The sequence below is a fragment of the Microbacterium sp. genome (assembly GCF_043427715.1).
GTDB lineage: Bacteria > Actinomycetota > Actinomycetes > Actinomycetales > Microbacteriaceae > Microbacterium.
Map to the genome: position 1 here is coordinate 1 of NZ_JBHWTD010000102.1, position 26,070 is coordinate 26,070.

Annotated in this window: 25 protein-coding genes, 2 tRNA genes and 1 pseudogene; 23 read left to right on the top strand and 5 right to left on the bottom strand. The window is 69.2% G+C overall.

Annotation, left to right across the window (positions count from 1 at the left end; genetic code table 11):
- A partial coding sequence (locus ACHFGS_RS10195) for a lamin tail domain-containing protein (RefSeq protein WP_394289439.1) occupies positions 1–536 on the bottom strand: 536 nt, incomplete at its 3' end.
- 290 nt (positions 537–826) lie between these two features.
- Here ACHFGS_RS10195 and lepA point away from each other — a divergent pair.
- The 11 genes from lepA to era all read left to right on the top strand — a co-directional run bounded on the left by lepA (position 827) and on the right by era (position 11,746).
- Positions 827–2,677: a translation elongation factor 4 gene (gene lepA / locus ACHFGS_RS10200; protein WP_394289440.1), complete on the top strand. Its 1,851-nt coding sequence runs from the start codon at positions 827–829 to the stop codon at positions 2,675–2,677.
- A 28-nt stretch (positions 2,678–2,705) separates the two neighbouring features.
- Positions 2,706–3,356 (top strand): DUF1990 family protein, encoded by a 651-nt coding sequence (locus ACHFGS_RS10205; RefSeq protein ID WP_394279273.1) that lies wholly within the window; start codon positions 2,706–2,708, stop codon positions 3,354–3,356.
- Positions 3,356–4,573 (top strand): radical SAM family heme chaperone HemW, encoded by a 1,218-nt coding sequence (hemW, locus tag ACHFGS_RS10210; protein ID WP_394279272.1) that lies wholly within the window; start codon positions 3,356–3,358, stop codon positions 4,571–4,573. The genes ACHFGS_RS10205 and hemW overlap by 1 nt, the downstream gene beginning before the upstream one ends.
- Before the next feature lie 71 nt (positions 4,574–4,644).
- Entirely contained in the window at positions 4,645–5,676 is a 1,032-nt protein-coding gene (hrcA, locus tag ACHFGS_RS10215; RefSeq protein ID WP_394279271.1) for a heat-inducible transcriptional repressor HrcA, read from the top strand.
- Between the two features lie 31 nt (positions 5,677–5,707).
- The gene (gene dnaJ / locus ACHFGS_RS10220; protein ID WP_394289441.1) at positions 5,708–6,823 is read left to right on the top strand and encodes a molecular chaperone DnaJ; all 1,116 of its coding nucleotides are present in this window, start codon (positions 5,708–5,710) and stop codon (positions 6,821–6,823) included.
- A gap of 2 nt (positions 6,824–6,825) precedes the next feature.
- Entirely contained in the window at positions 6,826–7,560 is a 735-nt protein-coding gene (locus ACHFGS_RS10225) for a 16S rRNA (uracil(1498)-N(3))-methyltransferase (RefSeq protein ID WP_394279269.1), read from the top strand.
- A gap of 37 nt (positions 7,561–7,597) precedes the next feature.
- Complete coding sequence (locus ACHFGS_RS10230; RefSeq protein ID WP_394279268.1) at positions 7,598–7,945, top strand: HIT domain-containing protein; 348 nt, start codon at positions 7,598–7,600, stop codon at positions 7,943–7,945.
- Positions 7,946–8,039: 94 nt separating this feature from the next.
- On the top strand, positions 8,040–9,068 hold the full coding sequence (locus tag ACHFGS_RS10235; protein WP_394279275.1) for a PhoH family protein: 1,029 nt from the start codon (positions 8,040–8,042) through the stop codon (positions 9,066–9,068).
- Positions 9,065–9,532, top strand: a complete 468-nt coding sequence (ybeY, locus tag ACHFGS_RS10240; RefSeq protein ID WP_394279267.1) for an rRNA maturation RNase YbeY — start codon at positions 9,065–9,067, stop codon at positions 9,530–9,532. The genes ACHFGS_RS10235 and ybeY overlap by 4 nt, the downstream gene beginning before the upstream one ends.
- Positions 9,529–10,851 (top strand): hemolysin family protein, encoded by a 1,323-nt coding sequence (locus tag ACHFGS_RS10245; RefSeq protein WP_394279266.1) that lies wholly within the window; start codon positions 9,529–9,531, stop codon positions 10,849–10,851. The genes ybeY and ACHFGS_RS10245 overlap by 4 nt, the downstream gene beginning before the upstream one ends.
- On the top strand, positions 10,796–11,746 hold the full coding sequence (era, locus tag ACHFGS_RS10250; RefSeq protein WP_394279265.1) for a GTPase Era: 951 nt from the start codon (positions 10,796–10,798) through the stop codon (positions 11,744–11,746). Before ACHFGS_RS10245 ends, era begins: the two co-directional genes overlap by 56 nt.
- 22 nt (positions 11,747–11,768) lie before the next feature.
- Here era and ACHFGS_RS10255 read toward each other — a convergent pair whose 3' ends face one another.
- Positions 11,769–12,398, bottom strand: a complete 630-nt coding sequence (locus ACHFGS_RS10255; protein WP_394279264.1) for a hypothetical protein — start codon at positions 12,396–12,398, stop codon at positions 11,769–11,771.
- 200 nt (positions 12,399–12,598) lie between these two features.
- Here ACHFGS_RS10255 and leuA point away from each other — a divergent pair, with 200 nt between their 5' ends.
- Positions 12,599–14,353: a 2-isopropylmalate synthase gene (gene leuA / locus ACHFGS_RS10260; protein ID WP_394279263.1), complete on the top strand. Its 1,755-nt coding sequence runs from the start codon at positions 12,599–12,601 to the stop codon at positions 14,351–14,353.
- Positions 14,354–14,381: 28 nt separating this feature from the next.
- On the opposite strand, the gene ACHFGS_RS10265 is transcribed toward leuA, so the two are convergent.
- Positions 14,382–15,068 carry a trimeric intracellular cation channel family protein gene (locus ACHFGS_RS10265; RefSeq protein ID WP_394279262.1) on the bottom strand — a complete coding sequence of 229 codons (687 nt, stop codon included), beginning with the start codon at positions 15,066–15,068 and terminating at the stop codon, positions 14,382–14,384.
- A 35-nt stretch (positions 15,069–15,103) separates the two neighbouring features.
- On the opposite strand from ACHFGS_RS10265, the gene recO reads away from it, so the two are divergent.
- From recO to ACHFGS_RS10280, 3 genes are all read left to right on the top strand, one after another.
- Positions 15,104–15,832, top strand: a complete 729-nt coding sequence (gene recO, locus ACHFGS_RS10270) for a DNA repair protein RecO (RefSeq protein WP_394279261.1) — start codon at positions 15,104–15,106, stop codon at positions 15,830–15,832.
- Positions 15,829–16,635: an isoprenyl transferase gene (locus ACHFGS_RS10275; protein ID WP_394279260.1), complete on the top strand. Its 807-nt coding sequence runs from the start codon at positions 15,829–15,831 to the stop codon at positions 16,633–16,635. Before recO ends, ACHFGS_RS10275 begins: the two co-directional genes overlap by 4 nt.
- Positions 16,636–16,698: 63 nt before the next feature.
- Positions 16,699–17,373 carry a DsbA family protein gene (locus ACHFGS_RS10280; RefSeq protein ID WP_394279259.1) on the top strand — a complete coding sequence of 225 codons (675 nt, stop codon included), beginning with the start codon at positions 16,699–16,701 and terminating at the stop codon, positions 17,371–17,373.
- Positions 17,374–17,397: 24 nt separating this feature from the next.
- On the opposite strand, the gene ACHFGS_RS10285 is transcribed toward ACHFGS_RS10280, so the two are convergent.
- Positions 17,398–17,892 (bottom strand): glutathione peroxidase, encoded by a 495-nt coding sequence (locus ACHFGS_RS10285; RefSeq protein ID WP_394279258.1) that lies wholly within the window; start codon positions 17,890–17,892, stop codon positions 17,398–17,400.
- Between the two features lie 62 nt (positions 17,893–17,954).
- On the opposite strand from ACHFGS_RS10285, the gene dusB reads away from it, so the two are divergent.
- The 5 genes from dusB to ACHFGS_RS10310 all read left to right on the top strand — a co-directional run bounded on the left by dusB (position 17,955) and on the right by ACHFGS_RS10310 (position 23,269).
- A complete protein-coding gene (gene dusB, locus ACHFGS_RS10290; protein ID WP_394289442.1) occupies positions 17,955–19,118 on the top strand; it encodes a tRNA dihydrouridine synthase DusB in 1,164 nt (387 codons plus the stop codon).
- A complete protein-coding gene (locus ACHFGS_RS10295) occupies positions 19,090–20,481 on the top strand; it encodes a deoxyguanosinetriphosphate triphosphohydrolase (RefSeq protein WP_394280103.1) in 1,392 nt (463 codons plus the stop codon). Before dusB ends, ACHFGS_RS10295 begins: the two co-directional genes overlap by 29 nt.
- Positions 20,481–22,331, top strand: coding sequence for a DNA primase (gene dnaG / locus ACHFGS_RS10300; RefSeq protein ID WP_394289443.1), 1,851 nt, complete (start codon positions 20,481–20,483; stop codon positions 22,329–22,331). Before ACHFGS_RS10295 ends, dnaG begins: the two co-directional genes overlap by 1 nt.
- Before the next feature lie 33 nt (positions 22,332–22,364).
- Positions 22,365–23,132 (top strand): ATP-binding cassette domain-containing protein, encoded by a 768-nt coding sequence (locus tag ACHFGS_RS10305; RefSeq protein WP_394279198.1) that lies wholly within the window; start codon positions 22,365–22,367, stop codon positions 23,130–23,132.
- 61 nt (positions 23,133–23,193) lie between these two features.
- Positions 23,194–23,269: transfer RNA gene (locus tag ACHFGS_RS10310), tRNA-Asn, on the top strand.
- A gap of 231 nt (positions 23,270–23,500) precedes the next feature.
- On the opposite strand, the gene def is transcribed toward ACHFGS_RS10310, so the two are convergent.
- Positions 23,501–24,067: a peptide deformylase gene (gene def / locus ACHFGS_RS10315; RefSeq protein WP_394279199.1), complete on the bottom strand. Its 567-nt coding sequence runs from the start codon at positions 24,065–24,067 to the stop codon at positions 23,501–23,503.
- 42 nt (positions 24,068–24,109) lie between these two features.
- Between def and ACHFGS_RS10320 the strand changes: the two genes are divergently transcribed.
- The 3 genes and pseudogenes from ACHFGS_RS10320 to ACHFGS_RS10330 all read left to right on the top strand — a co-directional run.
- Positions 24,110–25,189 carry a DMT family transporter gene (locus tag ACHFGS_RS10320; RefSeq protein ID WP_394279200.1) on the top strand — a complete coding sequence of 360 codons (1,080 nt, stop codon included), beginning with the start codon at positions 24,110–24,112 and terminating at the stop codon, positions 25,187–25,189.
- A 14-nt stretch (positions 25,190–25,203) separates the two neighbouring features.
- Positions 25,204–25,277, top strand: a tRNA-Ile gene (locus ACHFGS_RS10325).
- Between the two features lie 25 nt (positions 25,278–25,302).
- Positions 25,303–25,500, top strand: a pseudogene (locus ACHFGS_RS10330) (integrase core domain-containing protein); the annotation flags it as partial.
- Between the last annotated feature and the right edge of the window lie 570 nt (positions 25,501–26,070).

Genomic DNA, 26,070 nt, shown 5'->3' on the forward strand with positions numbered 1-26,070 from the left:
GTGTTCGAGAACTCGGCGTCGCGGGAGACGCTCGTGGCGTTCGTGGTGCCGGGGGCGGGTGCGGTGCCGGCGAACGCGGATGCGGTCGATCCCCACCCGACGAGGTCGACGACCTGGTCGAGGTCGGCGATGCCGCTGGCGCCTGCGAGGGGCGTCTCGCTGGAGACGAGAGCGACCTTCGCGCCGGAGCCGCTCATCGCGATGGTGCCCTCGACGTCCGCGTCGACACCGGGAAGCGAGGTGTTCGAGCCGCTCGCCTGCCCGATGAGCAGCTGCTCACCGGCGGGGAGTTCGATCGCGCCGAGGGGGGTGACCTGCCACGAGGAACCTGTCGCGGACGCGTACTGCACGCTGTACCCGGTCAGGTCGACGCTCTCGTCGCCGGTGTTGGCCAGCTCGATGAAGTCGCGGCTCAGCGGGGCTCCGCTGTTGCCGCCGCCGCCGTAGACCTCGCTGATCACGAGGGTCGACTCGGCGTCGACGGCAGCGGTGGCCGCGCTCGGGGCGAAGGCGAGGCCCGCGGCGGAGAGGGTCACCGCAGTGAGCGCGGCTCCTGTCCGTCGAAGGCCGGGGTGGGCTTGGGGCGCAGGGGCGTGTGGATGCGTCACTGTGTGTGTTCTCCTGAGGCGGTTCGGGCGCGTTGGGTGATCCGCGCAGGATCCGACCGCCACTCTGAGCATTCGGGCAGTTCCGTGGCGCCACAAGTGTCAGAACGGTTAACTCTTTCTCATCCGCGTCGGGGCTGGCGTGTCGACCGCGCGACCGGTTAGTGTGCACGTTCCCTCCGGAGGGAAGGCCGGCGGGTCGCCGGTAGACTCGACGGGTCATGTCACCCCGCGCCCTCACTCCTCTGCAGCCTGCGGCGACCCCGCCCGCGCAGATCCGCAACTTCTGCATCATCGCCCACATCGACCACGGCAAGTCCACGCTGGCCGACCGCATGCTGCAGATCACCGGCGTGGTCGCCGACCGTGACATGCGCGCGCAGTACCTCGACCGCATGGACATCGAGCGTGAGCGCGGCATCACGATCAAGAGCCAGGCCGTGCGCATGCCCTGGCAGACGGATGCCGGGACGTTCGCTCTGAACATGATCGACACCCCCGGGCACGTCGACTTCACTTACGAGGTCAGCCGTTCGCTCGCGGCGTGCGAGGGTGCTGTGCTCCTCGTCGACGCAGCGCAGGGCATTGAGGCGCAGACCCTCGCCAACCTGTACCTGGCGCTGGAGAACGACCTCCAGATCATCCCGGTGCTGAACAAGATCGACCTGCCGGCGGCCGACCCCGAGAAGTATGCGGCTGAGCTCGCGAACCTCATCGGCGGCAGGCCCGAGGACGTGCTGCGTGTGAGCGGCAAGACCGGCATGGGCGTCGAGTCGCTGCTCGATCTCATCGTCGAGAAGATCCCCGCTCCCGTCGGCAACGCCGATGCGCCGGCGCGCGCGATGATCTTCGACTCCGTCTACGACGCCTACCGAGGCGTGGTCACCTACGTCCGGATGGTCGACGGCAAGCTGGAGCCGCGTGAGCGGATCCAGATGATGTCGTCGAAGGCGGCGCACGACCTCCTCGAGATCGGCGTCTCGAGCCCCGAGCCCATCCCCACCCAGGGGCTCGGCGTGGGTGAGGTGGGCTACCTCATCACCGGTGTGAAGGACGTCCGCCAGTCCAAGGTCGGCGACACGATCACGAACCACCGCAAGCCCGCCGATGAGGAACTGGCCGGATACACCGACCCGAAGCCGATGGTCTTCTCGGGCATCTACCCGATCGACGGCAGCGACTACGGCGACCTCCGTGAGGCGCTCGACAAGCTGAAGCTCTCCGACGCGTCTCTGCAGTACGAGCCCGAGACCTCGGTCGCGCTCGGCTTCGGATTCCGCTGCGGATTCCTCGGGCTCCTGCACCTCGAGATCATCACCGAGCGTCTCTCTCGTGAGTTCGGCCTCGACCTCATCACGACCGCCCCGTCGGTGACCTACGAGGTCATGACCGACACCGGCGAGACCGTCACGGTCACGAACCCCAGCGAGTACCCCGACGGGCGGGTCGCCGAGGTGTCCGAGCCGGTCGTGAAGGTCGGCATCCTCCTTCCCAAGGACTACGTCGGCACCGTCATGGAGCTGTGCCAGTCTCGTCGCGGCACGCTGCTCGGCATGGACTACCTCAGCGAGGACCGCGTCGAGCTGCGCTACAACATGCCCCTCGGCGAGATCGTCTTCGACTTCTTCGACCACCTGAAGTCGAAGACGCAGGGGTACGCGAGCCTCGACTACGAACCGGCCGGTTCGCAGACGGCCGACCTCGTGAAGGTCGACATCCTGCTGCAGGGGGAGAAGGTCGACGCGTTCAGCTCGATCGTCCACCGCGAGAAGGCGTACGGCTACGGCACGATGATGACCGAGCGCCTGCGCAAGCTCATCCCGCGCCAGCAGTTCGAGGTGCCGATCCAGGCCGCCATCGGTGCGCGCATCATCGCCCGCGAGAACATCCGCGCGATCCGCAAGGACGTCCTCGCCAAGTGCTACGGCGGTGACATCAGCCGCAAGCGCAAGCTCCTCGAGAAGCAGAAGGAGGGCAAGAAGCGCATGAAGATGGTCGGACGCGTCGAGGTCCCCCAGGAGGCGTTCATCGCCGCCCTCTCGGGAGACGTCGAAGGCAAGGACAAGAAGTAGGCCCTGTTCGAACAGGAAGGCTGGTGACATGCGCCGGGGAAATTTCCAGACCGGGACGGTCGACTATGCCGCCGTCGGGGCCACGCACGCCGCCGACCTCATGGGCTACCCGCCGGAGGGCACCGTTCCCGCCGAGGCGTCGTGGCGCATCGGCAGCGGTGAGACCCGGTTCCGGACGTCCGCCGACCAGCTGCTCGCGTGGGGAGCCCAGAAGGGCGCCGGCCTGATCGTCAGCGACGTGCGACCGGCCTCCGGCCCGATGTACTCGGGCGTCGGCTTCGACGAGGAGGGCAACCCGGTGCAGGCCAGCCGCCTCGACGAGGAGCAGCGCTTCGACGCCGACGGCACGCCGTACGTGAGCCCGGGAGCGACGGTGCACCTCCGCGGTCGCGTGGGCGGCATGCGCGCCGACGCCGAACTGCGGGTGATCTCGGTCACCGACGAGCCGCGGCGGGTCGGGTTCGCGCTGGGCACAGTCGGAGGCTCCGTCGTCAGCGGCGAGGAGTCCTTCCTGATCGAATGGCGCGAGGACGACGAGGTGTGGTTCACCGTGCGCGCGTTCGACCGCCGCGTGGGCCTGCTCTACCGCCTCTGGCGTCCGCTCGTGAAGCGCCGTCGGCGCGAGCTGTTCCAGGGCTATCTCCGCGCCATCTCGCCGCTGTACGCGACCGGCTCCTGATGGGTTCCGCCCTTCCCCTCGGAGACCCCGCGCCCGCTGACGGACTGCTTCCCGCCGACATCCGGATCGACCCGGACGTGGACTTCGGCGTCTATCTGCATGTGCCGTTCTGCCGGGTGCGCTGCGGCTACTGCGACTTCAACACCTACACGGCGACCGAGCTGCGCGGCGCACGGCAGGACGCCTACGCCGACGAGGTCCTCCGCGAGATCGCGCTCTCTCGGAACGTGCTCGTCGACCGCGGCGAACTCCGACCCGCGCAGACGGTGTTCTTCGGCGGCGGCACCCCGACGCTCCTGCCGCCGGGCGACCTCGCGCGGATGCTCGCCGGCGTCCGTGACGCCTTCGGGCTCGCGGACGGTGCGGAGGTCACGGTTGAGGCCAATCCCGACACGATGACGGATGCCGTGGCCCAGACCCTCGCAGACGCCGGCGTCACGCGGCTGTCGGTCGGGATGCAGTCGGCCGTCCCGCACGTGCTCGCCGCCCTCGACCGCACCCACGACCCCGCGAACATCGGGACCGCGGTCGCGGCCGCCCGGGGAGCGGGGCTCGCGGTCAGCCTCGACCTCATCTACGGCGCGCCGGGGGAGTCCCTCGAGGACTGGCGGGTGTCGGTGGAGACCGCGATCGCACTGCGGCCCGACCACATCTCGGCCTACGCGCTCATCGTCGAGGACGGGACGAAGCTCGAGCGGCAGATCCGCCGCGGCGAGGTGCCCGCGCCCGACGACGATCTCCAGGCGGACATGTACGAGCTCGTGGACCGTCTCCTGGCGGTGGCGGGGTACGGCTGGTACGAGGTGTCCAACTGGTCGACCGACCGCGCGCAGCGTTCGCGGCACAATCTGTCGTACTGGCGAAGCCAGGACTGGTGGGGCTACGGACCCGGTGCCCACAGCCACATCGGCGGGCTCCGCTGGTGGAACGTGAAGCACCCCGCGGCGTACGCACAGCGGATGGCCGCCGGGCACTCTCCCGCGGCGGGCCGAGAACGACCGGACGATGAGGCGCGACAGCTGGAGGCCATCCTGCTCCGTTCGCGCATCGTCGACGGAGTGCCCGTCTCGGAGGCGACCGTCGCCGGCCGGAAGGCCGTGGCATCCCTCATCGCCGACGGCCTCATCGACGGCGCGTCGGCGATCGCCGGGACGGTCGTGCTGACCCGGCGAGGGCGCCTTCTCGCGGATGCCGTGGTGCGGGCGCTGACCGCGTGATCCACGCATCGGCCCTCGCGGCGCGTTAGAATTGGCACTCGTCAACCGAGAGTGCCAGCGGAGGAGGGATCATGGTCTCGGAACGCGGACTGCAAGTCCTTCGTGCGATCGTGCAGGACTACGTCGATACGCGCGAGCCCGTCGGCAGCAAGGCGATCGTCGACCGTCATCAGTTCGGGGTCTCCGCCGCGACGATCCGCAACGACATGGCGCTCCTCGAGGACGAGGAGCTCATCGCCGCGCCGCACACCTCGTCGGGCCGGGTGCCCACCGATAAGGGCTACCGCGTCTTCGTCGACCACCTCGCCGAACTCCGACCGCTGAGCACGGCGCAGCGCTCGGCCATCGGCGCCTTCCTCGCCGACACCGGCGACCTCGACGACCTCCTCGTGCGCACCGTCCGGACGCTCACCCGGCTCACCGGTCAGGTCGCGATCGTGCAGTACCCGTCGTTCGCGCAGGCCAACGTCTCGCACGTCGAGGTCGTCCACCTCGGCGGGCCGAGGATCGTGCTCATCGTCGTGACCGACACCGGCCGGGTCTCCCAGCGGGTGACGTTCCTGGCATCCGAGCCCACCTCCGACGAGACGGCGCAGCTCAAGCACGCCATGGCGAGCCTGCTCACCGGCAAGAGTGTGCGCGACGGCGTCGTCGCCATCGGGGCGCTGCTCGACGAGCCCGCGCCCGAACGCGAGGACAACACACGTATCGTGCTGCGCACCCTCGCCGAGGAGCTCGAGGAGTTCCGCAGCGATCGCCTCGTCATGGCGGGTTCGGCCACGCTGGCCCGCCGTGAAGCGGACTTCCGCGGCAGCATCTACCCGCTCCTCGAGGCGATCGAGGAACAGGTCACCCTGCTCAGGCTGATGGGGGAGATGGTCGCGGACGATCAGGGGCTGGCGACGAGCATCGGGCGGGAGAACGAGCCGTTCGGCCTTGCCGAGGCATCCGTCGTCGCCGGCGATTACGACGCGACCGGTTCACGGGCGCGGCTGGGTGTCATGGGCCCCACCCGCATGGATTACCCCTCCAATCTCGCGGCGGTCCGTGCCGTCGCGCACTATCTGGGCCGCCTTCTCGAAGAAGACGAGAAGGCGCGCTGAACGACGCGGCCTGCGGGCCGGAAAGGTGACTGTGGCTGACCATTACGAGGTCCTCGGTGTGTCGCGTGAAGCGAGCCCCGACGAGATCAAGACGGCGTATCGACGACTGGCGCGCCAGCTCCACCCGGATGTGAACCCGGGCGAGGACGCGGCCGAGCGGTTCAAGCTCGTCACGCACGCGTACGACGTGCTGAGCGACCCCGAGCAGCGCCAGCGGTACGACATGGGCGGCGACTCCGCGTTCGGTGGCGCCGGCGCCGGCTTCGGCGGCTTCAGCGACATCTTCGAGACCTTCTTCGGCGGCGCCACCGGAGGCGGTGCCCGCGCGGGCCGGCCCCGTTCGCGCCGTGAGCGGGGACAGGACGCTCTCGTGCGCGTGGACCTCACCCTCGGCGACGTCGTCTTCGGCGTGCACCGCGACCTCGAGGTCGACACGGCCGTGCTCTGCGAGACCTGCCAGGGCTCGTGCTGCCAGCCCGGCACGCAGCCGGTCACCTGCGACATCTGCCACGGTTCCGGCCAGGTGCAGCGCACCGTGCGGAGCCTGCTCGGCAACGTCGTCACTTCGCAGCCGTGCACTACCTGTCAGGGCTACGGCACCACGATCCCGTACCCCTGCTCGAGCTGCCAGGGCCAGGGTCGCGTGCGTGCCCGCCGCACGGTGTCGATCGACATTCCCGCAGGTGTCGAGACGGGGCTCCGCCTCCAGCTGCCCGGCTCGGGCGAGGTCGGCCCCGCCGGCGGCCCCAACGGCGACCTCTACCTCGAGGTCACCGTCGAGCCGCACGACGTGTTCAGCCGCGACGGCGATGACCTGCTCGCGACCCTCGAGGTCTCGATGGTCGACGCCATCCTCGGCACGAGCGTCACGATCGACTCCCTCGACGGGTCGGTCGATCTCGACCTCCGCGCCGGCGTGCAGTCGGGCGATGTGCTGACGATCCGCGAGCGCGGCATCACGCCGCTGCGCGGCTCTGTCCGCGGTGATCTCCGTGTCGCGGTGCAGGTCGTGACGCCCGCGCACCTCGACCCGAAGTCGCGCGCGCTCGTGCAGGAGCTCGCCAAGCGCACCAAGCCCGGGCCGCCGCACCTGGCGGAGTTCCACCCCGGTCTGTTCGCGAAGCTCCGCGACAAGTTCAAGCGCTGATCATGGCGCTCCATTTCCTGCTGGATGCCGCGACCGTCGCCGGTCCCGGTGACACCGTCACCCTCACCGGTGCCGAAGCCCACCACGCCGCCGCCGTTCGGCGCGTGCGCGTGGGGGAGGACGTCACCGTCGGCGACGGCCGCGGCGTCCGGCTGGTGGGGACGGTGGCATCCGTCGCCCCGAAGGAAGTGGTCGTGACGGTGCTCGCGCGCGAGGAGACACCCGCGCAGCGACCGCGGACGGTGCTCGTGCAGGCCCTCGCGAAGGGGGACCGTGACGAGCTCGCGGTGCAGGCGGCCACCGAGCTCGGCATCGACGAGATCGTGCCCTGGCAGGCGACCCGGAGCGTCTCCCGGTGGGAGGGCCCGAAGGCCGCCAAGGGTGTCGCACGCTGGGACACCATCTCCCGCGAAGCGGCGAAGCAGGCGCACCGCACCTGGCTCGCCGAGGTGACGGAACCCGTCAGCACCCGCACCCTCGCCGGGCGCGCCGCACACTGCCGCATGCTCGTCCTCGAACCGACCGCGGACCGAGCGCTCACCGGTCTCGACCTTTCGGGGGGCGATTCGGACATCGTCCTGGTGGTCGGGCCCGAGGGCGGCATCGCCCCCGAGGAGCTGGTGATGCTGACGGATGCCGGGGCGACCCTCGTCCGTCTCGGCGACACGGTCCTGCGGACCTCGACTGCGGGCCCGGTGGCCCTCGCGCTCGTCAACGCCGCGCTCGGCCGCTGGTGACCGGCCTGTGGAGAAGGCCGCTGGCTAGACTGGAGACATGAGCGAACCGTCCATCTTCACGCGCATCCTCCGGGGTGAGATCCCCTCGGAGATCATCGCCGAGACCGAGAACGTCTTCGCCATCCGTGACATCGCGCCGCAGGCGCCTGTGCACCTCCTCGTGATCCCGAAGACCGAGCAGTACCGCAACGTCGTCGAGCTCGCCGCCGGAGCCCCCGCGATCCTGGCGGAGATGGTGGCGCTGGCGAACACCCTGGCCGCCGAACACACCGGCGGCGACTTCCGACTCGTCTTCAACACCGGCGCGGAAGCCGGTCAGACCGTCTTCCACGTGCACGCCCACGTTCTCGGCGGCGGCCTCCCCGAAGGGACCCTGGGTGACTGACCACATCGACACCGCAGGCCCCGCTGAGGGCTCGAACAGCACCGGCGCGACCGCGCCGCAAACCGTCGACCGCATCTACGCGGACGGCGTTGCGATGGTCCAGCTCCTCGGCCCGCAGGACCGGCTCCTGCGCGCCGTCGAGCGCGAGCACCCCGACGTGCAGGTTCACGTGCGCGGCAACGAGATCACCCTCACCGGTGACTCCGGCGCCGTCGCGCGCGCCCGCGCGCTCGTCGACGAACTGATCGGCATGGCCCGCGCGGGCCAGGGCCTCGATCCGAGCGACGTCACGCAGTCCAGCCGCATCCTCCGTTCCGACAGCGGGATGCGTCCCTCCGAGGTGCTCGGGGAGGCGATCCTCTCCTCGCGCGGCAAGGTGATCCGCCCGAAGACGATGGGGCAGAAGGAGTACGTCGACGCGATCGAGGAGCACACGATCGTCTTCGGCATCGGTCCCGCCGGCACCGGCAAGACCTACCTCGCGATGGCGAAGGCCGTGCAGGCCCTGCAGCGCAAGGAGGTCAGCCGCATCATCCTCACCCGCCCCGCCGTCGAAGCGGGAGAGCGTCTCGGGTTCCTCCCCGGCACCCTCACCGACAAGATCGACCCGTACCTGCGGCCGCTCTACGACGCGCTGAACGAGATGATGGACCCCGAACTGGTCCCCAAGCTCATGGCATCCGGCACCATCGAGGTCGCCCCGCTCGCGTACATGCGCGGTCGCACCCTCAACGACTCGTTCGTCGTCCTCGATGAGGCGCAGAACACGACGCCCGAGCAGATGAAGATGTTCCTGACGCGTCTCGGGTTCGGCACCCGCATGGTCGTCACCGGCGACATCACCCAGATCGACCTGCCGCAGGGTGCGTCGGGCCTCCGCTTGGTGACCCGCGTCCTGAAGGACATCGACGACATCCACTTCTCCATGCTCACCAGCGCCGACGTCGTGCGCCACACGCTCGTCGGTCGCATCGTCGACGCGTACAGCGTGTACGACGAGGAGCGGCTCGCGGCCCGGCGCGAACGCGACGAGGCCACGGAGTTCGCCAACCGCGCCGAACGGCGCTCGAGCATTCGACCGAGTGGTCCCCGCGACCGCCAGCCCAAGCGAGGACGTTCATGACCATCGAGATCACCAACGAGTCCGGCGTCGACGTCGACGAGACGGTGCTGCTCCGTCTCACCGAGCACAACCTCGCCGAGCTGCACGTCAGCCCCGACGCCGACCTCGCGATCCTCCTCGTCGACGAGGGCGCCATGGAAGCCCTTCACGTGCAGTGGATGGACGAGCCCGGACCCACCGACGTGCTGAGCTTCCCGATGGATGAGCTGCGCCCGGGCACCGACGAGTCCCCGACACCCGCCGGGCTCCTCGGTGACATCGTGCTGTGCCCCCAGGTCGCGGAGACGCAGGCGGCGGCCGCGAAGCACACCACCGTCGACGAGCTCATCCTCCTCACCACGCACGGCCTGCTCCACCTGCTCGGGTTCGACCACGCCGAGCCGGAGGAAGAGCGCGAGATGTTCGGGCTGCAGAAGGAACTCATCGCGTCGTTCCGCGCCAGTGAGCGCCGACGCCGCCCATGACCGAGATCCTCCTCCTCGTCGCCGCGGTCCTGCTCGTCGCGCTCGGCGGGCTCATGGCCTCCCTCGAGGCGGCCCTCGACGTCACCTCGCGCACCGACCTCGAGACCCTCGCCGAGAGCGGCCGCGGCTCCGCGTCGCTGCTGAAGATCGCTGCCGACCCCGACGCGCACCGCACCGCCGTCGTGTTCATCCGCATCCTCGTCGAGACCGCCGCCGCCGTGCTCGTCACCGTTGCGTTCACCCTGCTGTTCGAGAACATCTGGTGGGCGATGCTCGCCGCCGTCATCGTCATGACGATCACGTCGTTCGTCCTCGTCGGCGCGTCCCCGCGGGCGGTCGGACGGCAGCACTCGAAGGCGTTCCTCCGTGTGTGTGCTCCGCTGATCCGGGCCGCACGAGGCGGCCTCGGTCCGCTCGCGCACCTGCTCGTGATCGTCGGTGACCGGCTGACTCCCGGCATCCAGCGCACCACGTCGTTCGCCTCCGAGGAGCAGCTGCTCAGCATGGTCGACGAGGCCGCGTCGCACGACCTCATCGAGGCGGAGGACCGCGACCTGATCCACTCCGTCTTCGACTTCACGGATCGGTTCGTCCGCGCCGTCATGGTGCCGCGCACCGACATGGTGACGGTGGATGCCGCGACGACGACGCAGCAGGCGATGACCCTGTTCCTCGCCCGCGGCGTCTCCCGCATCCCGGTCGCCGACGGCGAAGCGGACGACATCACTGGCGTCGTCTACCTCAAGGACCTCGTGCAGTTCGCGTTCCGCGACGAGACCGCGTGGCGCGGCGTCCCCGTCGCGCAGATCGCCCGCCCCGCCGTCTTCGTCCCCGAGTCGATGCGCGCGGAGACGCTGCTGCAGCAGATGAAGCGCGAAGCGGTGCACGTCTGCCTCGTCGTCGACGAGTACGGCGGCGTCTCGGGGCTGGTGACCCTCGAGGACCTCATCGAGGAGCTCGTGGGTGAGATCGCCGACGAGTACGACCTGCGCTCCACCGAAGTTTCCGACATGGGCGATGGCCGGTTCCGGGTGAGCACGCGCGTCGGGCTCGACGAGGTCGGCGACCTGTTCGGCATCGAACTGGAGGACGAGGACGTCGACTCCATCGGCGGCCTCTTCGGCAAGGCGCTCGGCAGCGTGCCCGTTCCCGGCGCGCGCGTCGAGTACGGCGGTCTGGTGATGACCGGCGGTACTTCTCGGGGCCGTGGTCGTGGGCTCGCCACCGTGTTCGTCGAGCGCTCCGAGAGCCTCGAAGCAGCGGATGCCGCGTTCGCGCCGTCCACCGGAGAGATCCGCGTCTCGCGGGGATCGGAGTAACACCGTGAGCAACCGATCCGGTTTCGTCACCTTCGTCGGCCGTCCGAATGTCGGCAAGTCCACCCTGACCAACGCCCTCGTCGGGGAGAAGGTCGCCATCACGAGCGACAAGCCGCAGACGACCCGCCGCGCCATCCGCGGCATCGTGAACCGGCCCGCCGGTCAGCTCGTGATCGTCGACACCCCCGGCATCCACAAGCCGCGCACGCTGCTCGGTCAGCGACTGAACGACCTCGTCGAACAGGTGCTCGGCGACGTCGACGCGATCGGGTTCCTCGTGCCGGCGACCGAGAAGGTCGGCCCCGGTGACCGTCGCATCGCGGCCTCCCTCGACGGGTATCCGCGGGCGAAGAAGGTCGCGATCGTTACGAAGGTCGACATCGCCTCGCGTGACGAGATCACCGAGCGCCTCATGGAGGTCGACAGCCTGCGCGAGGACTGGGCCGCCGTCATCCCGCTCTCGGCCGTCACCGACGACCAGCTCGACGTGCTCTCGGACGAGCTGCTCAAGCTGATGCCGAAGGGTCCGGCGCTCTACCCGGAGGGTGTCGTCACCGACGAGAGCCTCGATGACCGGATCGCCGAGATCATCCGCGAGGCCGCACTCGACGGCGTGCGCGACGAGCTGCCCCACTCGATCGCGGTGACCGTCGAGGACGTCTCCGACCGCGAGGACAGCGATCTCACCGACATCTACGCCAACATCGTCGTCGAGCGCGACAGCCAGAAGGCGATCATCATCGGCAAGAAGGGCTCGCGCCTCGCCGATGTCGGCGCCCGCGCCCGCGCGGGCATCGAGCCCCTCGTCGGACGCCGGGTCTTCCTCTCACTGCGCGTGCGCGTCGCGAAGGAATGGCAGCGCGACCCGAAGCAGCTGGGGCGGCTCGGTTTCTGAGCAGGCGCGCTTCCGGGCGCGCTCAGTCGACCTCGGTCAACGCCGAGCGGACGACGACGGCATCCGCGCCGTAGTCCTCCTCGGCGGCCTGTTGCCAGGTGCCGTCGTCCCACACCACGTCGACCCACACCCAGCCGTTGTCCGGGTACGAACCCAGGTAGGCATCGCCCAGGAGGTCAGGGAGATCCTGCTGGATCGTGTCGACATCGGCATCCGTCGCCGATCCCGCCTTCCCGCCGGTGGGATCGTCCCGCATCATCGGGTCGTAGAGCGCCAGCATGATGGGCGGCTGCGTGACGGTGAAGACCTCGCCGTCGTAGGTCCCTTGCACGGCGTAGGCGCCCCATGTGGTGCCGTTCGCGGAGTCGGATCCGTCGACGTCGTCCCACGACCAGCCTTCGAGCGGGATGCCCGAGCACTGCGGCGGGTAGGACTCGGCGACCGGGCCGAGACAGAGCTGAGCGCCGTTGCCCGTGTCGAGCACCGTGCCCTGGCCGACGACGTCACCACCGGGGAGGCCAGGCGACACGGATCCCAACGCAGGGCCGTCGGGAGCACCCGCGGCCGGTGTCGAGGCCGAGGGCGTGGCGCAGGAGGTGAGCAGGGCAGCGGCGGCGAGGGTCAGGCCGGCTGCGAGGCGACGGTGCATCATGCCCTGAGAGTGTCGGTGGAGCGCGGTCCGTCTCACGCCTCGGGAATCAGTGGCCCGGCGTTCGGGTGTACCCTGAACCCATGCGCTCCGGCACGCTCCTTCTTAGCTGCCGCGACGAGACCTCGCAGTAATCAGGGCCTCTCTCGTCGCGGAGCTTTTCCGTGGGCCCGAACCACGTAGACGAGAGAAGAAGCCACATCATGCGTAACAACCAGAAGCCCTCCGCCGCTCCGATCCACAAGTACCGCCCGTACTCGGAGCTCATCCGCGTCGACCTGCCCGACCGCACCTGGCCGGGCAAGCGCATCGAGGTGGCACCCCGCTGGTGCGCCGTCGACCTGCGCGACGGCAATCAGGCCCTCATCGATCCGATGAGCCCCGAGCGCAAGCGCGTCATGTTCGAGCTGCTCGTGAAGATGGGCTACAAGGAGATCGAGGTCGGCTTCCCCTCCGCGAGCCAGACCGACTTCGACTTCGTCCGCCAGCTCATCGAAGACGGGCTGATCCCCGACGACGTGACCATCCAGGTGCTGACGCAGGCGCGCGAACACCTCATCAAGCGCACCTATGAGTCGATCGCCGGCGCCAAGCAGGCCATCGTGCACCTGTACAACTCCACGAGCGTGCTGCAGCGCGAGGTCGTCTTCCGCACCGACCAGCAGGGCATCATCGACATCGCGCTCGAGGGTGCGCGGCTGTGCCGCGAGTACGAGAAGACGATCCCCGAGACGACCGTCTACTACGAGTACTCGCCCGAGAGCTACACCGGCACCGAGCTGGAGTTCGCGGTCGACGTCTGCAACCAGGTCATCGAGGTCTTCGAGCCGACGCCCGAGCGCAAGGTCATCATCAACCTGCCCGCGACCGTCGAGATGGCCACCCCGAACGTCTACGCCGACTCGATCGAGTGGATGAGCCGTCACCTGGCGCACCGCGAGAACGTCATCCTGTCGCTGCACCCGCACAACGACCGCGGCACCGCGATCGCCGCCGCTGAGCTCGGCTACATGGCCGGCGCCGACCGCATCGAGGGCTGCCTCTTCGGCAACGGCGAGCGCACCGGCAACGTCGACCTCGTCGCGCTGGGCATCAACCTGCTGACGCAGGGCATCGACCCGCAGATCGACTTCAGCGACATCGACCACGTCAAGCGGACCGCCGAGTACTGCAACCAGCTGCCCGTTCCCGAGCGCAGCCCCTGGGCCGGCGACCTCGTCTTCACCGCCTTCAGCGGCTCGCACCAGGACGCCATCAAGAAGGGTTTCGAGGCGATGGATGCCCGGGCCGCGGCCGAGGGCACGACCGTCGACCAGATCGAGTGGGCCGTGCCGTACCTGCCGATCGACCCGAAGGACCTGGGCCGCTCGTACGAGGCCGTCATCCGCGTGAACTCGCAATCCGGCAAGGGCGGCGTCGCTTATCTGCTCAAGACCGATCACGCCCTCGACCTGCCCCGCAAGCTCCAGATCGAGTTCAGCGGCGTCGTGCAGGCCAAGACCGACGCCGAAGGCGGCGAGGTCTCGAGCGACCAGATCTGGTCGATCTTCTCGGACGAGTACCTGCCGGCATCAGCGTCAGATGACAAGTGGGGCCGCTTCGAGCTGCTCTCCACCCGCACCCAGAGCGACCTGTCGGGCGACGTCACCCTCGAGGTGACCCTGCGCGACGGCGATGACCGGGTGCCCGCTCAGGGAACCGGCAACGGTCCGATCGCCGCGTTCCTCGCGATCCTCCGCGAGCGCGGCTTCGACATCTCGCTGTACGACTACGTCGAGCACACGCTCGGCGCCGGCGGCGACGCGCACGCTGCCGCCTACGTCGAACTGCAGGTCGAGGACCAGCGCCTGTGGGGCGTCGGCATCGACGGCGACATCTCGACCGCGAGCCTCAAGGCCGTCGTCTCCGCCGTCAACCGCGCCATCCGCACCCGCGCCGGCCAGCTCGCCGCCGTCTGACACGTCGAGCGGATGCCGCGGCGCGGCGTCAGGGCTTGACGACGGGGATCGACGAGGTCTCGACGGCCACCTTGCGGCGGTAGAGGGCGCGCTGCTCGGGCAGCGACAGATCGAAGACGACCGCGAGCACGCGGATGACGGCGGTCACCGCGATGCAGGTGATCGCGGCGGGCACGGCGGCCACGCCGAGCTCGTCGAGACCGACCAGCACGGCGCATCCGCCGAGCGCCGCCACGGCATACAGCGATCCGACGTGCATCATCGCGACCGGCAGTCCCATGAACACGTCGCGGAGGAGGCCGCCGCCGACCGCGGCGCAGACGCCGACGAAGACGCTGGGGATTTCCGGCATCCCGAGCGCGAGAGCCTTCGTCGTGCCAAGGGCTCCGAACATGCCGATCGCGACCGCGTCGAGTGCGACGATGACGGCGTTGAGACGGTGGAAGACCCCTGCCAGGAGCATGCCGAGCAGCGCACCGCCGGTGACGGTCAGCAGGTACCAGTTGCTCTGGAGCGCCACCGGCGTCGTGTTCAGCAGCAGGTCGCGGATCATGCCGCCGCCGAGCCCCATGACGATGCCGATGATCGCGACGCCGAGCAGATCGAGGCGTCGCTGGCCCACGAACCCCGACGCGAACAGGGCTCCCTGCACGCCGCCGAGGCCGACGGCGGTGAGGTCGGCCCACAGCGGGATGAGGAACTGCGTCTCGGTCACGCCTTCATTGTGCCCCGTCGCGGGATAATGGGCAGATGCCGACATACCGCGACGAGGTCGTGGTCCTGCGCACCCACAAGCTGGGGGAGGCGGACCGCATCGTGACGATGCTGAGCCGCCGCAACGGCAAGGTCCGGGCCGTCGCGAAGGGCGTCCGGCGCACCTCATCGCGGTTCGGCGCTCGGCTCGAGCCGTTCATGGTCGCCGACGTTCAGCTGTACAAAGGCCGCTCGCTCGACATCGTGCAGCAGGCCGAGTCGCTCGGCGCGTACGGGGCCGACATCGCGACCGATTACGACCGCTACACCTCGGCGTACGCGATGGCCGAGACCGCCGACCGGCTCAACGAGGCGGAGGCGACGCCGCAGCAGTACCTCCTTCTCGTCGGCGGGCTCCGAGCGCTCGCACGCGGCGAGCATGCCCCACGGTCGGTGCTCGACTCCTACCTGCTGCGCGTCATGTCGCTGTCGGGGTGGGCGCCCTCGCTGCAGGCGTGCGCCCGCTGCGGCGCGCCCGGCCCGCACGACTGGTTCGTCGCTCAGCTCGGCGGGATCGTGTGCGGCAACTGCGCTCCCGCGGGGTCGGCGCGGGTCGCCCCGGAGACCGGCAATCTGCTCCGCGCGCTGCTGGCGGGGGAGTGGGACGTGGTGGATGCCGCGTCCTCCGGTGCCACGGCGGCCTCGTCGGGCCTGATCTCTGCCTACGCGCAGTTCCACCTCGAGCGCGGCATCCGCTCACTGTCACACCTGGAGGCGCCTCGGTGAGTCCGAAGCCGTACACACATCGCGACGCGGTGCCCTACCGCCCGCTCGACTGGACCGGCCTCTACCCGCCGTCGTTCCCCAAGGGCGGCGTGCCGAACCACGTTGCGATCGTCATGGACGGCAACGGCCGGTGGGCGAACCGGCGCGGACTCACGCGCATCGAGGGGCACCGTGCGGGCGAGGAGGTGCTGCTCGATGTCGTCGCCGGTGCGGTGCAGGCCGGCGTGAAGCACCTCAGCGTGTACGCGTTCAGCACCGAGAACTGGAGCCGCTCGCCCGACGAGGTGCGCTTCCTCATGGGCTACAACCGCGACGTGCTGCACCGCCGCCGCGACCAGCTCAACGAGTGGGGCGTCCGCGTGCGCTGGGCGGGACGCAAGCCCCGGCTGTGGGGCTCTGTCATCAAGGAGCTGCAGTTCGCCGAGGAGCTCACGAAGGGCAATGACGTCCTCACCCTGACGATGTGCGTCAACTACGGCGGGCGCCACGAGCTCATCGACGCGATGCGGGCGATGGGCGAGCAGATCGCCGCCGGGCGCCTGAAGCCCTCGGCGATCACTGAGAAGCTGCTGCGCCGTCACCTGTACGTGCCCGACATGCCCGACGTCGACCTGTTCATCCGCTCCAGCGGTGAACAGCGCACGTCGAACTTCCTCCTCTGGGAGGCCGCGTACGCCGAGATGGTCTTCCTCGACACGCTCTGGCCTGACTTCTCGCGCACCGACCTGTGGGGCGCGATCGAGCTGTACCTCTCGCGTGACCGCCGCTTCGGCGGCGCCATCGACACGCCCACCGCCTCCTGAGCGCGTCGGACGAATGTTCCCGCGCGGGGAATAGATCGTTGCGGAACTCGCGTTGCACCCGGTGTGACGGACGCAATCAAGATCGACGTGTGGAGCGACATCGCCTGCCCGTGGTGCTACATCGGCAAGCGAAACCTCGAGGTCGGCCTCGCCCAGACCGCCGGCGATGACGACGCACCGAAGGTCGAGGTGACCTACCACTCGTACGAGCTTTCGCCCGACACCCCGGTCGACTTCGATGGCGACATCTCCGACTTCCTCGCCGAGCACAAGGGGATCTCTCGCGAGCAGGCGGCGCAGATGCACGAGCACGTCACCGGCGTGGCCGCGAACGCGGGCCTCGAGTACCACTTCGAGAAGATGCAGCACACGAACACCGTGAAGGCACACGAACTCATCCACTTCGCGAAGGCGAACGGAAAGCAGATCGAGATGGCCGAACGGCTCATGGCCGCGTACTTCACCGAGGGTCGTCACGTCGGCCGTGTCGACGACCTCGTCGCGCTTGCTGCCGAGGTCGGTCTCGACGCGGATGCCGCGCGTGAGGTGCTCGAAAGCGGCCGCTACCTCGCTGACGTCCGCGCCGACCAGAAGCAGGCGCAGGCGTACGGCATCCAGGGTGTGCCCTTCTTCGTGATCGACGGCAAGTACGGCGTCAGCGGCGCGCAGCCGCCGGCCGCCTTCGCGCAGATCGCCCGCCAGGTGTGGGGCGAGCGCACCGTGGCATCCGCGTCCTGACGGCGCCCGGACCGGCCTGAGTCCTCAGGCGAGCGCGGCCTCGATGGCGGCGATGACTTCGGGCTCGTCGGGCTTGGTCTGGGGGCGGAAGCGGTGCACGCTGCCGTCGCGCGTGACGAGGAACTTCTCGAAGTTCCACATCACCGGCCCCTTCGCGCCCTCCGCGTTGGGCGTCTTCTTCAGCGCCTTGTAGAGCGGTGCCGCATGCGAGCCGTTCACGCGGACCTTGTCCATGATCGGGAAGCTCACGCCCCACGTCACGGCGCAGTAGTCGAGGATCTCGTCGATCGAGCCCGGCTCCTGCCCCATGAACTGGTTGCAGGGGAACCCGATGACCTGAAGTCCCTGCTCGCCGTACGTCTTCTGCAATTGCTCGAGCTGCTCGTACTGCGGCGTGAGGCCGCACTTGGATGCCACGTTGACGACGAGGAAGGTCTTGTCCCCGAGGTTCGACAGGGTCGTCTCTGACCCGTCCGCAGTGGTGAAGGGGATCTCTCGCAGCGAGGCGGTCTCAGTCATGTCTCCACCATAGGGGTGCGACGATCCCGAGCGTCCGTGGGGTCTGGGAGAATGGATTCGATATGTCCACCACCGCCGCCGCTCCTCCCGCACCCTTGACCATCGGGCCGATCACGCTCGATGCGCCCGTGGTCCTCGCGCCGATGGCCGGCATCACCAACACGGCGTTCCGACGCCTGTGCCGTGAGTACGGTGCCGGCCTCTATGTCAGCGAGATGATCACGACGCGTGCGCTCGTCGAGCGCAACGCGACGACGATGCGCCTCATCCGCCACCACGAGTCGGAGACGCCGCGGTCGATCCAGCTCTACGGCGTCGATCCGACGACCGTCGAGGCCGCCGTCCGCATGATCGTCGCCGAGGACCACGCCGACCACATCGACCTCAACTTCGGCTGCCCGGTGCCGAAGGTGACCCGCAAGGGCGGTGGTTCTGCCCTGCCGTGGAAGACCGGCCTCTTCCGTGAGATCGTCGAGCGCGCCGCGAAGGCCTCGGAGCACATCCCGCTGACGGTGAAGATGCGCAAGGGTATCGATGATGACCACCTGACCTATCTGGATGCCGGACGGATCGCCGAGGACGCCGGTGTCGCCGCCGTTGCGCTCCACGCCCGCACGGCCGCCGAGTTCTACTCCGGCACCGCCGACTGGTCGGCCATCGCGAAGCTCAAGGAGACCGTCACCAGCGTGCCTGTGCTCGGCAACGGTGACATCTGGTCGGCGGAGGACGCCGAACGGATGATGTCGGAGACCGGCTGCGACGGCGTCGTCGTCGGTCGCGGGTGTCTCGGGCGGCCGTGGCTGTTCGGTGATCTCGCTCGCACTCTCGGTTCCGGGCACGCCGCGCCGCCGGTCGATGCGACCCTCGGGTTCGTCGCCACCGCGTTCCGCCGTCACGCGGAGCTGCTCGTCGAGTTCTTCGAGGACGAGGGGCGCGGCTGCCGCGACATCCGCAAGCACGTCGCCTGGTACTTCAAGGGCTATCCGGTCGGCGGCGACCTGCGAGCCAAGCTCGCCACGGCATCGACGCTCGCCGAGATCGACGACCTCCTCGCCACGCTCGACCTGGCCGCTCCCTACCCCGGGGCGGCCGCCGAGGGTCAGCGTGGACGTGCCGGCACGCCCAAGCGTCCGGCGCTGCCGGACGGGTGGCTGGATTCGCGGGACCTGGGGGAGGCGGCATCCGCCACCCTGGCAGATGCAGAACTCGACACCAGTGGTGGCTGAGCCGGCGAGCGGGGTGGGCGTCGCGCCCGGACGCCCCGCCGGATATGACGACGTCGACGCGGAGCGCTTCCATCCGGAGCGGCATCGGTCGCAGCGCGACGGGTTCGCGCGCGACCGCGCCCGCGTCCTGCACTCCGCCGGATTCCGGCGCCTCGCCGCGAAGACGCAGGTGCTGAGTCCCGCGAGCCCCGCCGACTTCGCGCGCAACCGCCTCACACACTCGCTCGAAGTCGCGCAGGTCGGTCGCGAGCTCGCGATCGCGCTCGAGCTCTCGCCCGACGTGGTCGACACCGCGTGCCTGAGCCACGACCTCGGGCATCCGCCGTTCGGTCACAACGGCGAGCGCGCGCTCAACGACTGGGCCGAAGACATCGGCGGGTTCGAGGGCAACGCGCAGTCGCTGCGCATTCTCGCCCGGCTCGAGCCGAAGGTCGTCGACGATGACGGACAGAGCTTCGGGCTGAACCTCACCCGCGCGAGCCTCGACGCGACGTGCAAGTACCCGTGGACCTCCGCCCACGCCATCCCCGACCCGGGCGGCCGGCAGAAGTTCGGCGTCTACGCCGAGGACGAGGCCGTCTTCGCGTGGATGCGTCAGGGCGCCCCCGGCCGCGTCCGCTGCATCGAGGCCGAGGTCATGGACCTCTCCGACGACATCGCGTACTCGGTGCACGACTTCGAAGATGCCGTGCTGAACGGTTATCTCGACCCGCGCCGGCTCGCCGACGCCCGCGAACGGGAGTCGCTGCTCACCGCGATCCAGTCATGGGTCGGTCTCGGCTTCAGCCGCGACGAGCTTGCTGACGCGCTGTACCGCCTCGTGCGGCTGCCCGAGTGGCTCACCGAGTTCGACGGGACCCGTGCCTCGGTCGCGCAGCTGAAGAACCTGACCTCCGAGTTCATCGGTCGGTTCGCGCGCGCCGCGACGGCCGCAACGCGCGAGCACTACGACACGCCCGCTCTCACCCGCTACCGTGGGCGCATGATCGTGCCCCGCGTGATCGAGGCCGAGATGGCGGTGCTCAAGGGCACGATCGGCGCGTTCGTCGTCTCGATCGACGGGCGCAAGGGGCTCTACAAGGAGCAGCGTCGGGTGCTCAAGCGGCTCGCCTCGGCTCTGCTCGAGCGACCCGAGCACCTCGACCGCATCCACGCCGTCGACTTCGCCGCCGCGCAGACCGATGCCGAGCGCAAGCGCGTCGTCGTCGATCAGGTCGCGACCCTCACCGACCGCTTCGCGATCGAGTGGCACTCCGCGCTCGTCGGCCCCGTCGACCTGCGCGAGCTGGGCCTGTGGCCCGCGGGGTCGCGCATCGTGGCATCCCCCGGATTCGCCCTTCCCGAGCCGATCGAAGGGCTCTGATGGCGCGCATCCGGCAAGCCGACGTCGACGAGGTGAAGGCACGCACCAACATCGCGGACATCGTGGGGGAGCGGGTCGCGCTGAAGTCCGCCGGCGTCGGCTCGATGAAGGGGCTCTGCCCGTTCCACGATGAGCGCAGCCCGAGCTTCCACGTGCGTCCGCAGGTGGGCTACTACCACTGCTTCGGGTGCGGTGAATCGGGAGACGTGTACTCGTTTCTCCGGGCGATGGACCACCTCACCTTCACCGAGTCGGTCGAGCGGCTCGCCGGCCGCATCGGTTACACGCTGCACTACGAGGACGGCGGATCCGCCCCCGAGACGAGCGGTCGCACGCGGCTCTACCAGGCCAGTACGGCGGCGGCGGAGTACTTCCGGTCGCAGCTGGCGAGCGCTGAGGCCGAGGCCGGGCGCCGCTTCCTCGGTGAGCGCGGATTCGATGCCGGCGCCGCGGCCCACTTCGGCATCGGCTACGCGCCCAAGGGCTGGAACAACATGCGCGACGCGCTGCGTGCGCAGGGGTTCAGCGATGAGGAGCTCGCGACCGCGGGTCTCGTCTCGCAGGGACAGCGCGGCGTGTACGACCGGTTCCGCGGTCGCGTGGTCTGGCCGATCCGCGACCTCACCGGGCAGACGATCGGGTTCGGAGCGCGAAAGCTCTACGACGACGACCAGGGGCCGAAGTACCTCAACACGCCCGAGACCCCCATCTACAAGAAGGCGCAGGTCCTGTACGGCCTCGACCTCTCGAAGAAGGACATCTCCCGCTCGCACCGCGTCGTCGTGGTCGAGGGCTACACCGACGTGATGGCGTGCCACCTCGCCGGCATCACGACGGCGATCGCCACCTGCGGCACGGCGTTCGGCTCCGACCACATCTCGGTTCTCCGGCGCGTCATGGGCGACGACAGCGCGTCGGGGGAGGTCATCTTCACCTTCGACCCGGATGCCGCCGGGCAGAAGGCCGCACTGCGCGCCTTCGCCGACGAGAAGCGTTTCGCCGCGCAGACCTACGTCGCCGTCGCGCCGGACGGGCTCGACCCGTGCGACCTGCGCCTGAATCGCGGCGACGGTGCCGTGCGTGCCCTGATGGATGCCAAGGCGCCGATGTTCGAGTTCGTCATCGATCAGAAGCTCGCCGGTTTCGATCTCGCGAGCGTCGAAGGGCGGGTGGGGGCGCTTCGCGCCGCCGCGCCGATCGTCGCGGAGATCCGGGACTCGTCCCTGCGCCCCGGATACACCCGCGTGCTCGCCCGCAAGCTCGGCATGGACCTCGGTGAGGTCACCCCTGCGGTCGAGCGCGCCGCACGCGGCAGCCGCGCCTCGCGCGACAACGCGTCGCCGCCGGTGGAGACCCCTGAGGCTCCGGCCGAGAGCGTCCGCGTCACGATCGCAACGCTGCCACGGGCCGCGGCTGTCACTCTCGAACGCGACGCGCTGATGGGCGTGCTGCAGTACGGGCACGCCATCGACGCCGCGGAGGTCGACGCCGCACTGGCGATTCCGATGCAGCACCCCGCGCTCGAAGCCGTGCGCCAGGCGGTCATCGCGCAGCCCGATCGCACCCGCGTCGGCTGGGCGACGGCGGCGGTGGATGCCACGCGCGAACCGTACCGGTCGTTGACGGCCGAGCTGCTGACCTCCGCGTTCCCCGCTCTGACGGAGGCGGATGCGAAGCTGTCGGCGTTCGCGCTGTGCCGCAGACTTCGTCTGCGCGCGGTCGACCAGGAGAAGGCCCAGCTGCTCGGCGCCGTTCAGCGCGTGCCCGCCGACTCGGAGGAAGGGCGCCGCGTCCGCGTCGCCCTGCGTGAACTCGATCAGCGTCGTCGGGTTCTGGCCGAGCGCGAATAGCGGCTGGTGCCCCGACCGGGCAGGATGAGAGCCATGGCCAGTGACGAGGACGCCGCGGCATCCGTGAGATGCGATGATCTCTCGATCCAGCGCGCGCCGGTCGGGATGCGCGTCGTCGACGGGGTCACGTTCTCGCTCAGGCCGGGGGAGTCGCTCGCTGTCATGGGCGCGACCGGCTCGGGGAAGTCGAGCCTGGCGGCCGCGCTGGCCGGTTCGCAGCCCCGTGAGCTGACGATCGTCGGGGGTTCCGCGGAGGTCGCCGGTGTCTCGCTCCGGGCGCGAGGCCGCGCCCGCCGGATCCGCACCTTCCGTACCGGATACCTGGTGCAGGGCTCGAACTCCACGCTGCCCGCCCGGTTCACGGTGTCGGAGATCGTCGCTGAGCCGATCACCACACGCGACCGGAAGGTCAACGAGAGTGTGCTGGCCCTGCGCGTCGCCGCGTTGCTCGATGAACTGCACCTGCCGATCGGTGCGGCACAGAAGTACCCATACGAGCTCAGCTCGGGCATGCGCCAGCGCGTCGCGATCGCGCGGAGCCTCGTGCTCGACCCGAGCGTGCTGATCGCGGACGAGCCGTATGCGAACCTCGATGTCGACGCGCGCCCCGCCGTGTTGGACGCCCTCGTCCGCCGGTGCGAGAACGGCATGTCGGTGGTCGCGGTGACCAACGACCGCGACCTCGTCAGCGGTCTGGGCGCGCAGGTGCTCGTGCTGCGGTCCGGATACACCGTCGGGGTCGGGCCGAACCTCGACGAGCTTCGGTGGACGCCCGATGAGGCGACACGCATCGGTGCCTGATGTCGTGACCACCCCCTGAGCTTTGGTACGATATTCAAGTTGCCCGCCCGCGGGTGACTGATCCTCGGTAGCTCAATTGGCAGAGCAATCGGCTGTTAACCGATAGGTTCTTGGTTCGAGTCCAAGCCGGGGAGCCACACAAGCCGCGCAATCCCCGGACTCCCGGGGATTTTCGCGTATTCGGCCGCATCGGAACGCATCTGCACGCACTCTCAGGGGTCCCCGGACTTACGGGAAGTCTTCACACGGAAATCGTTGCGTCCAGACTCGGACCGGTCCATGAGCACACCGACGGGGCGACCGGCGTCGGGGTGCACGTGGCATCCCGAGAGGCGCGACTTCGTCCCACCGGACGCTGAGACGGCCGTTCAGGCGTCGAGGTCGTCGACGCCGGGCAGCCAACGGTTGCCGGGCTTGCCCCACCCGCGCTTGCGCGCGATCTTCTGGGTCGTCTTCCAATCGGAGTCGTCGAGACGATCGATGTACAGGATGCCGTTGAGGTGATCGAACTCGTGCTGCATGATCCGGGCACGCCATCCATCGACACGGATCTCGACGGGCTCGCCCTCGAGATCAGTGCCGGTGACACGGACCTCGTCGGAGCGGCGCAGGGGGAACCGCTCCCCGGGGAACGACAGGCAGCCCTCCGACTCGTCGTCGGGGTCGGGGGAGCCGGGCTCGGGCGGCGTCATCCACAGTTCGGGATTGATGATCACGCCCCGCCAGGGCTGACCCTCATCGTCCTCGTAGGAGTACGTGTAGATGCGCAGCCCCACGCCGACCTGCGGCGCCGCCAGACCCACGCCGGGAGCGGCATCCATCGTCTCGAACATGTCCGCGACAAGGGTGCGGGTCTCGTCGGTCACCTCGTCCACGGGTGCGGCGACGGCGTGGAGAACGGGGTCTCCCATGATGCGAATCGGTAGAACGGCCACGCCTCCAGCCTACTGAGCGGTCACCCAGGTATCGTCGGGGTCGTGCTTGAGCTGGCGGTCGACATCGGCGAACTCACCGACGAGCTCGTCGGCGTGTTCCGCAACCCCGCGATACTCATCGGCATCCCGCTCGCCGTTCTCGGCGCCGTCTTCATGTCGTTCGGTGCGCAGTACCAGCACCGCGGCGTCCAGAAGGTCGAGAGGGAGACCGAGCGCGCCGGCGCATCAGGACTCTCCGGTGGGCAGCTGGTCCGGCTGCTGCGGCGGCCGTCGTGGGTTCTCGGCACCGTCATGCTCGGCCTCGCGATCGTCTGCCAGCTGGCGGCGCTGTCGTTCGCCCCGCTCATCCTGGTGCAGCCGATCGGTGCCATCTCGCTGGTCATCACGACCCTGCTGAATGCGCGGATCAGCGGGCACAAACCCACGCGGCGCTCCATCCTCGCGATCGGGCTCTGCGTCGGAGGCATCTTCGTCTTCGTGACGGTGGCCGCCCTCTACGCGACGGAAGAACCGGTCAGCGATCCGCAATTGCTCACCGTGCTCGCGATCCTGCTGGGCGTGGTGGTCGTGCTCAGTGTGCTGTGGGTGACGCTCCGCAAGCGCATGCGCGCCCTGTTCTACATCGTCGCCGCCGGCATCGTCTACGGGTTCGTGGCGACCCTCGCAAAGGTCGTCATCAGCCGCATCCAATCGGGCGACTTCGAGTGGCTGACCCTGCTCTGCGTCGTGGCGCTCCTCGCCGGCACGGCCATGGGGGCGTACTTCGTGCAGACGGCGTACTCGTCGGGTCCGCCTGACCTCGTGATCGCCGGGCTCACCGTCATCGACCCGATCGTCGCGATCGTCATCGGCCTCGCCGTCCTCAACGAGGCGCAGGGCGCGCCCTTCGGCGCCTACGTCGGGTTCGTGATCGCCGGCGCCCTCGCCATCGTGGGCGTCTTCCAGCTCGCCCGGCACCACCCGCAGGTGGTGAGCGGGAGTCAGGAGATCCCGATCCCGCGCGGCAGCGGCACGTTCACCGACGGGTCAAAGCCCTCCACCGGCTCGATTCGGATCACCGAGGCCGTGTCGAAGGTCTGGCCGGAGCCGCCGGTGAAAGACGACGACCGCCGCTCGCGTTAGGCTCATATCCACAGGGGGCGGTGGCCAAGCTGGTCAAGGCAGCGGGCTCATAACCCGACGATCGTGGGTTCAAGTCCCACCCGCCCTACCGATTCGGCTCTGACGACAATGCGCTCATCGAGTCGTCCTGGTCGACGATGCAACGCGAGCTCCTCGACCGCACGAGCTGGGGCTCCCGCGCGCAGCTTGCGTCGGCCATGTTCGAGTGGATCGAGGGTTTCTACAACCCTCGCCGCCGACACACCAGCCTCGGCGATCTCAGCCCCGCCGACGACGAAGACCTTCACACCACCGCCGACATCGCGGCATGATCAACACAGAAGAACCGCCCGGGAAACCGGGTCAGGCTCCGTCGACTTCGAAGCCGGCGGCATGACCATGACCAGCCACAAGTGGGTCGTCGAGAGCGAGATCCAGCCCGCTTCCTAGACGCAGACGAGCTGCGATCAGCGCCGCGAAGAGCGTCGGCACACCCGGAGAGACGAACATGAACGAACACACCACTCGCCACCCCAAGGGCCACGCGGACGACACCCCAACCAATCCGGCCCAGGCGGAGCACGCTGGCCATCAGCAGCACACCCGGGATGTCGGGGACGAGCACCACGCTCACCACACCGGCCACGACGGGCACGGAGACCACTCCGGTCATGGCGATCACAGTGGACATGGCGGTCATGCGAGTCATGGAGATCATGTGGGGCAGTTCCGTCGGCTGTTCTGGATCATGCTCGTCCTCGCAGGGTGGCGTCCCCTGGGGTGGTGTAGTTCTCGGTGCTGGGTGTCACGTCGTTGACGTGGTGAGCCATCGTGCGATGGTCAGTGAGAACCGACTAAAGCTACTCACAGAAAGACACGACGCACGATGGCTCTTGACCAGT

Excerpts from the sequence above, each read along its gene's own strand:
- lepA (WP_394289440.1), top strand. The coding sequence starts at position 827 with ATGTCACCCCGCGCCCTCACTCCTCTGCAGCCTGCGGCGACCCCGCCC.
- ACHFGS_RS10205 (WP_394279273.1), top strand. The coding sequence starts at position 2,706 with ATGCGCCGGGGAAATTTCCAGACCGGGACGGTCGACTATGCCGCCGTC.
- hemW (WP_394279272.1), top strand. The coding sequence starts at position 3,356 with ATGGGTTCCGCCCTTCCCCTCGGAGACCCCGCGCCCGCTGACGGACTG.
- hrcA (WP_394279271.1), top strand. The coding sequence starts at position 4,645 with ATGGTCTCGGAACGCGGACTGCAAGTCCTTCGTGCGATCGTGCAGGAC.
- ACHFGS_RS10225 (WP_394279269.1), top strand. The coding sequence starts at position 6,826 with ATGGCGCTCCATTTCCTGCTGGATGCCGCGACCGTCGCCGGTCCCGGT.
- ACHFGS_RS10230 (WP_394279268.1), top strand. The coding sequence starts at position 7,598 with ATGAGCGAACCGTCCATCTTCACGCGCATCCTCCGGGGTGAGATCCCC.
- ACHFGS_RS10235 (WP_394279275.1), top strand. The coding sequence starts at position 8,040 with ATGGTCCAGCTCCTCGGCCCGCAGGACCGGCTCCTGCGCGCCGTCGAG.
- ybeY (WP_394279267.1), top strand. The coding sequence starts at position 9,065 with ATGACCATCGAGATCACCAACGAGTCCGGCGTCGACGTCGACGAGACG.
- ACHFGS_RS10245 (WP_394279266.1), top strand. The coding sequence starts at position 9,529 with ATGACCGAGATCCTCCTCCTCGTCGCCGCGGTCCTGCTCGTCGCGCTC.
- era (WP_394279265.1), top strand. The coding sequence starts at position 10,796 with ATGCCGCGTTCGCGCCGTCCACCGGAGAGATCCGCGTCTCGCGGGGAT.
- ACHFGS_RS10255 (WP_394279264.1), bottom strand. The coding sequence starts at position 12,398 with ATGATGCACCGTCGCCTCGCAGCCGGCCTGACCCTCGCCGCCGCTGCC.
- leuA (WP_394279263.1), top strand. The coding sequence starts at position 12,599 with ATGCGTAACAACCAGAAGCCCTCCGCCGCTCCGATCCACAAGTACCGC.
- recO (WP_394279261.1), top strand. The coding sequence starts at position 15,104 with ATGCCGACATACCGCGACGAGGTCGTGGTCCTGCGCACCCACAAGCTG.
- ACHFGS_RS10285 (WP_394279258.1), bottom strand. The coding sequence starts at position 17,892 with ATGACTGAGACCGCCTCGCTGCGAGAGATCCCCTTCACCACTGCGGAC.
- dusB (WP_394289442.1), top strand. The coding sequence starts at position 17,955 with ATGTCCACCACCGCCGCCGCTCCTCCCGCACCCTTGACCATCGGGCCG.
- ACHFGS_RS10295 (WP_394280103.1), top strand. The coding sequence starts at position 19,090 with ATGCAGAACTCGACACCAGTGGTGGCTGAGCCGGCGAGCGGGGTGGGC.
- dnaG (WP_394289443.1), top strand. The coding sequence starts at position 20,481 with ATGGCGCGCATCCGGCAAGCCGACGTCGACGAGGTGAAGGCACGCACC.
- ACHFGS_RS10305 (WP_394279198.1), top strand. The coding sequence starts at position 22,365 with ATGGCCAGTGACGAGGACGCCGCGGCATCCGTGAGATGCGATGATCTC.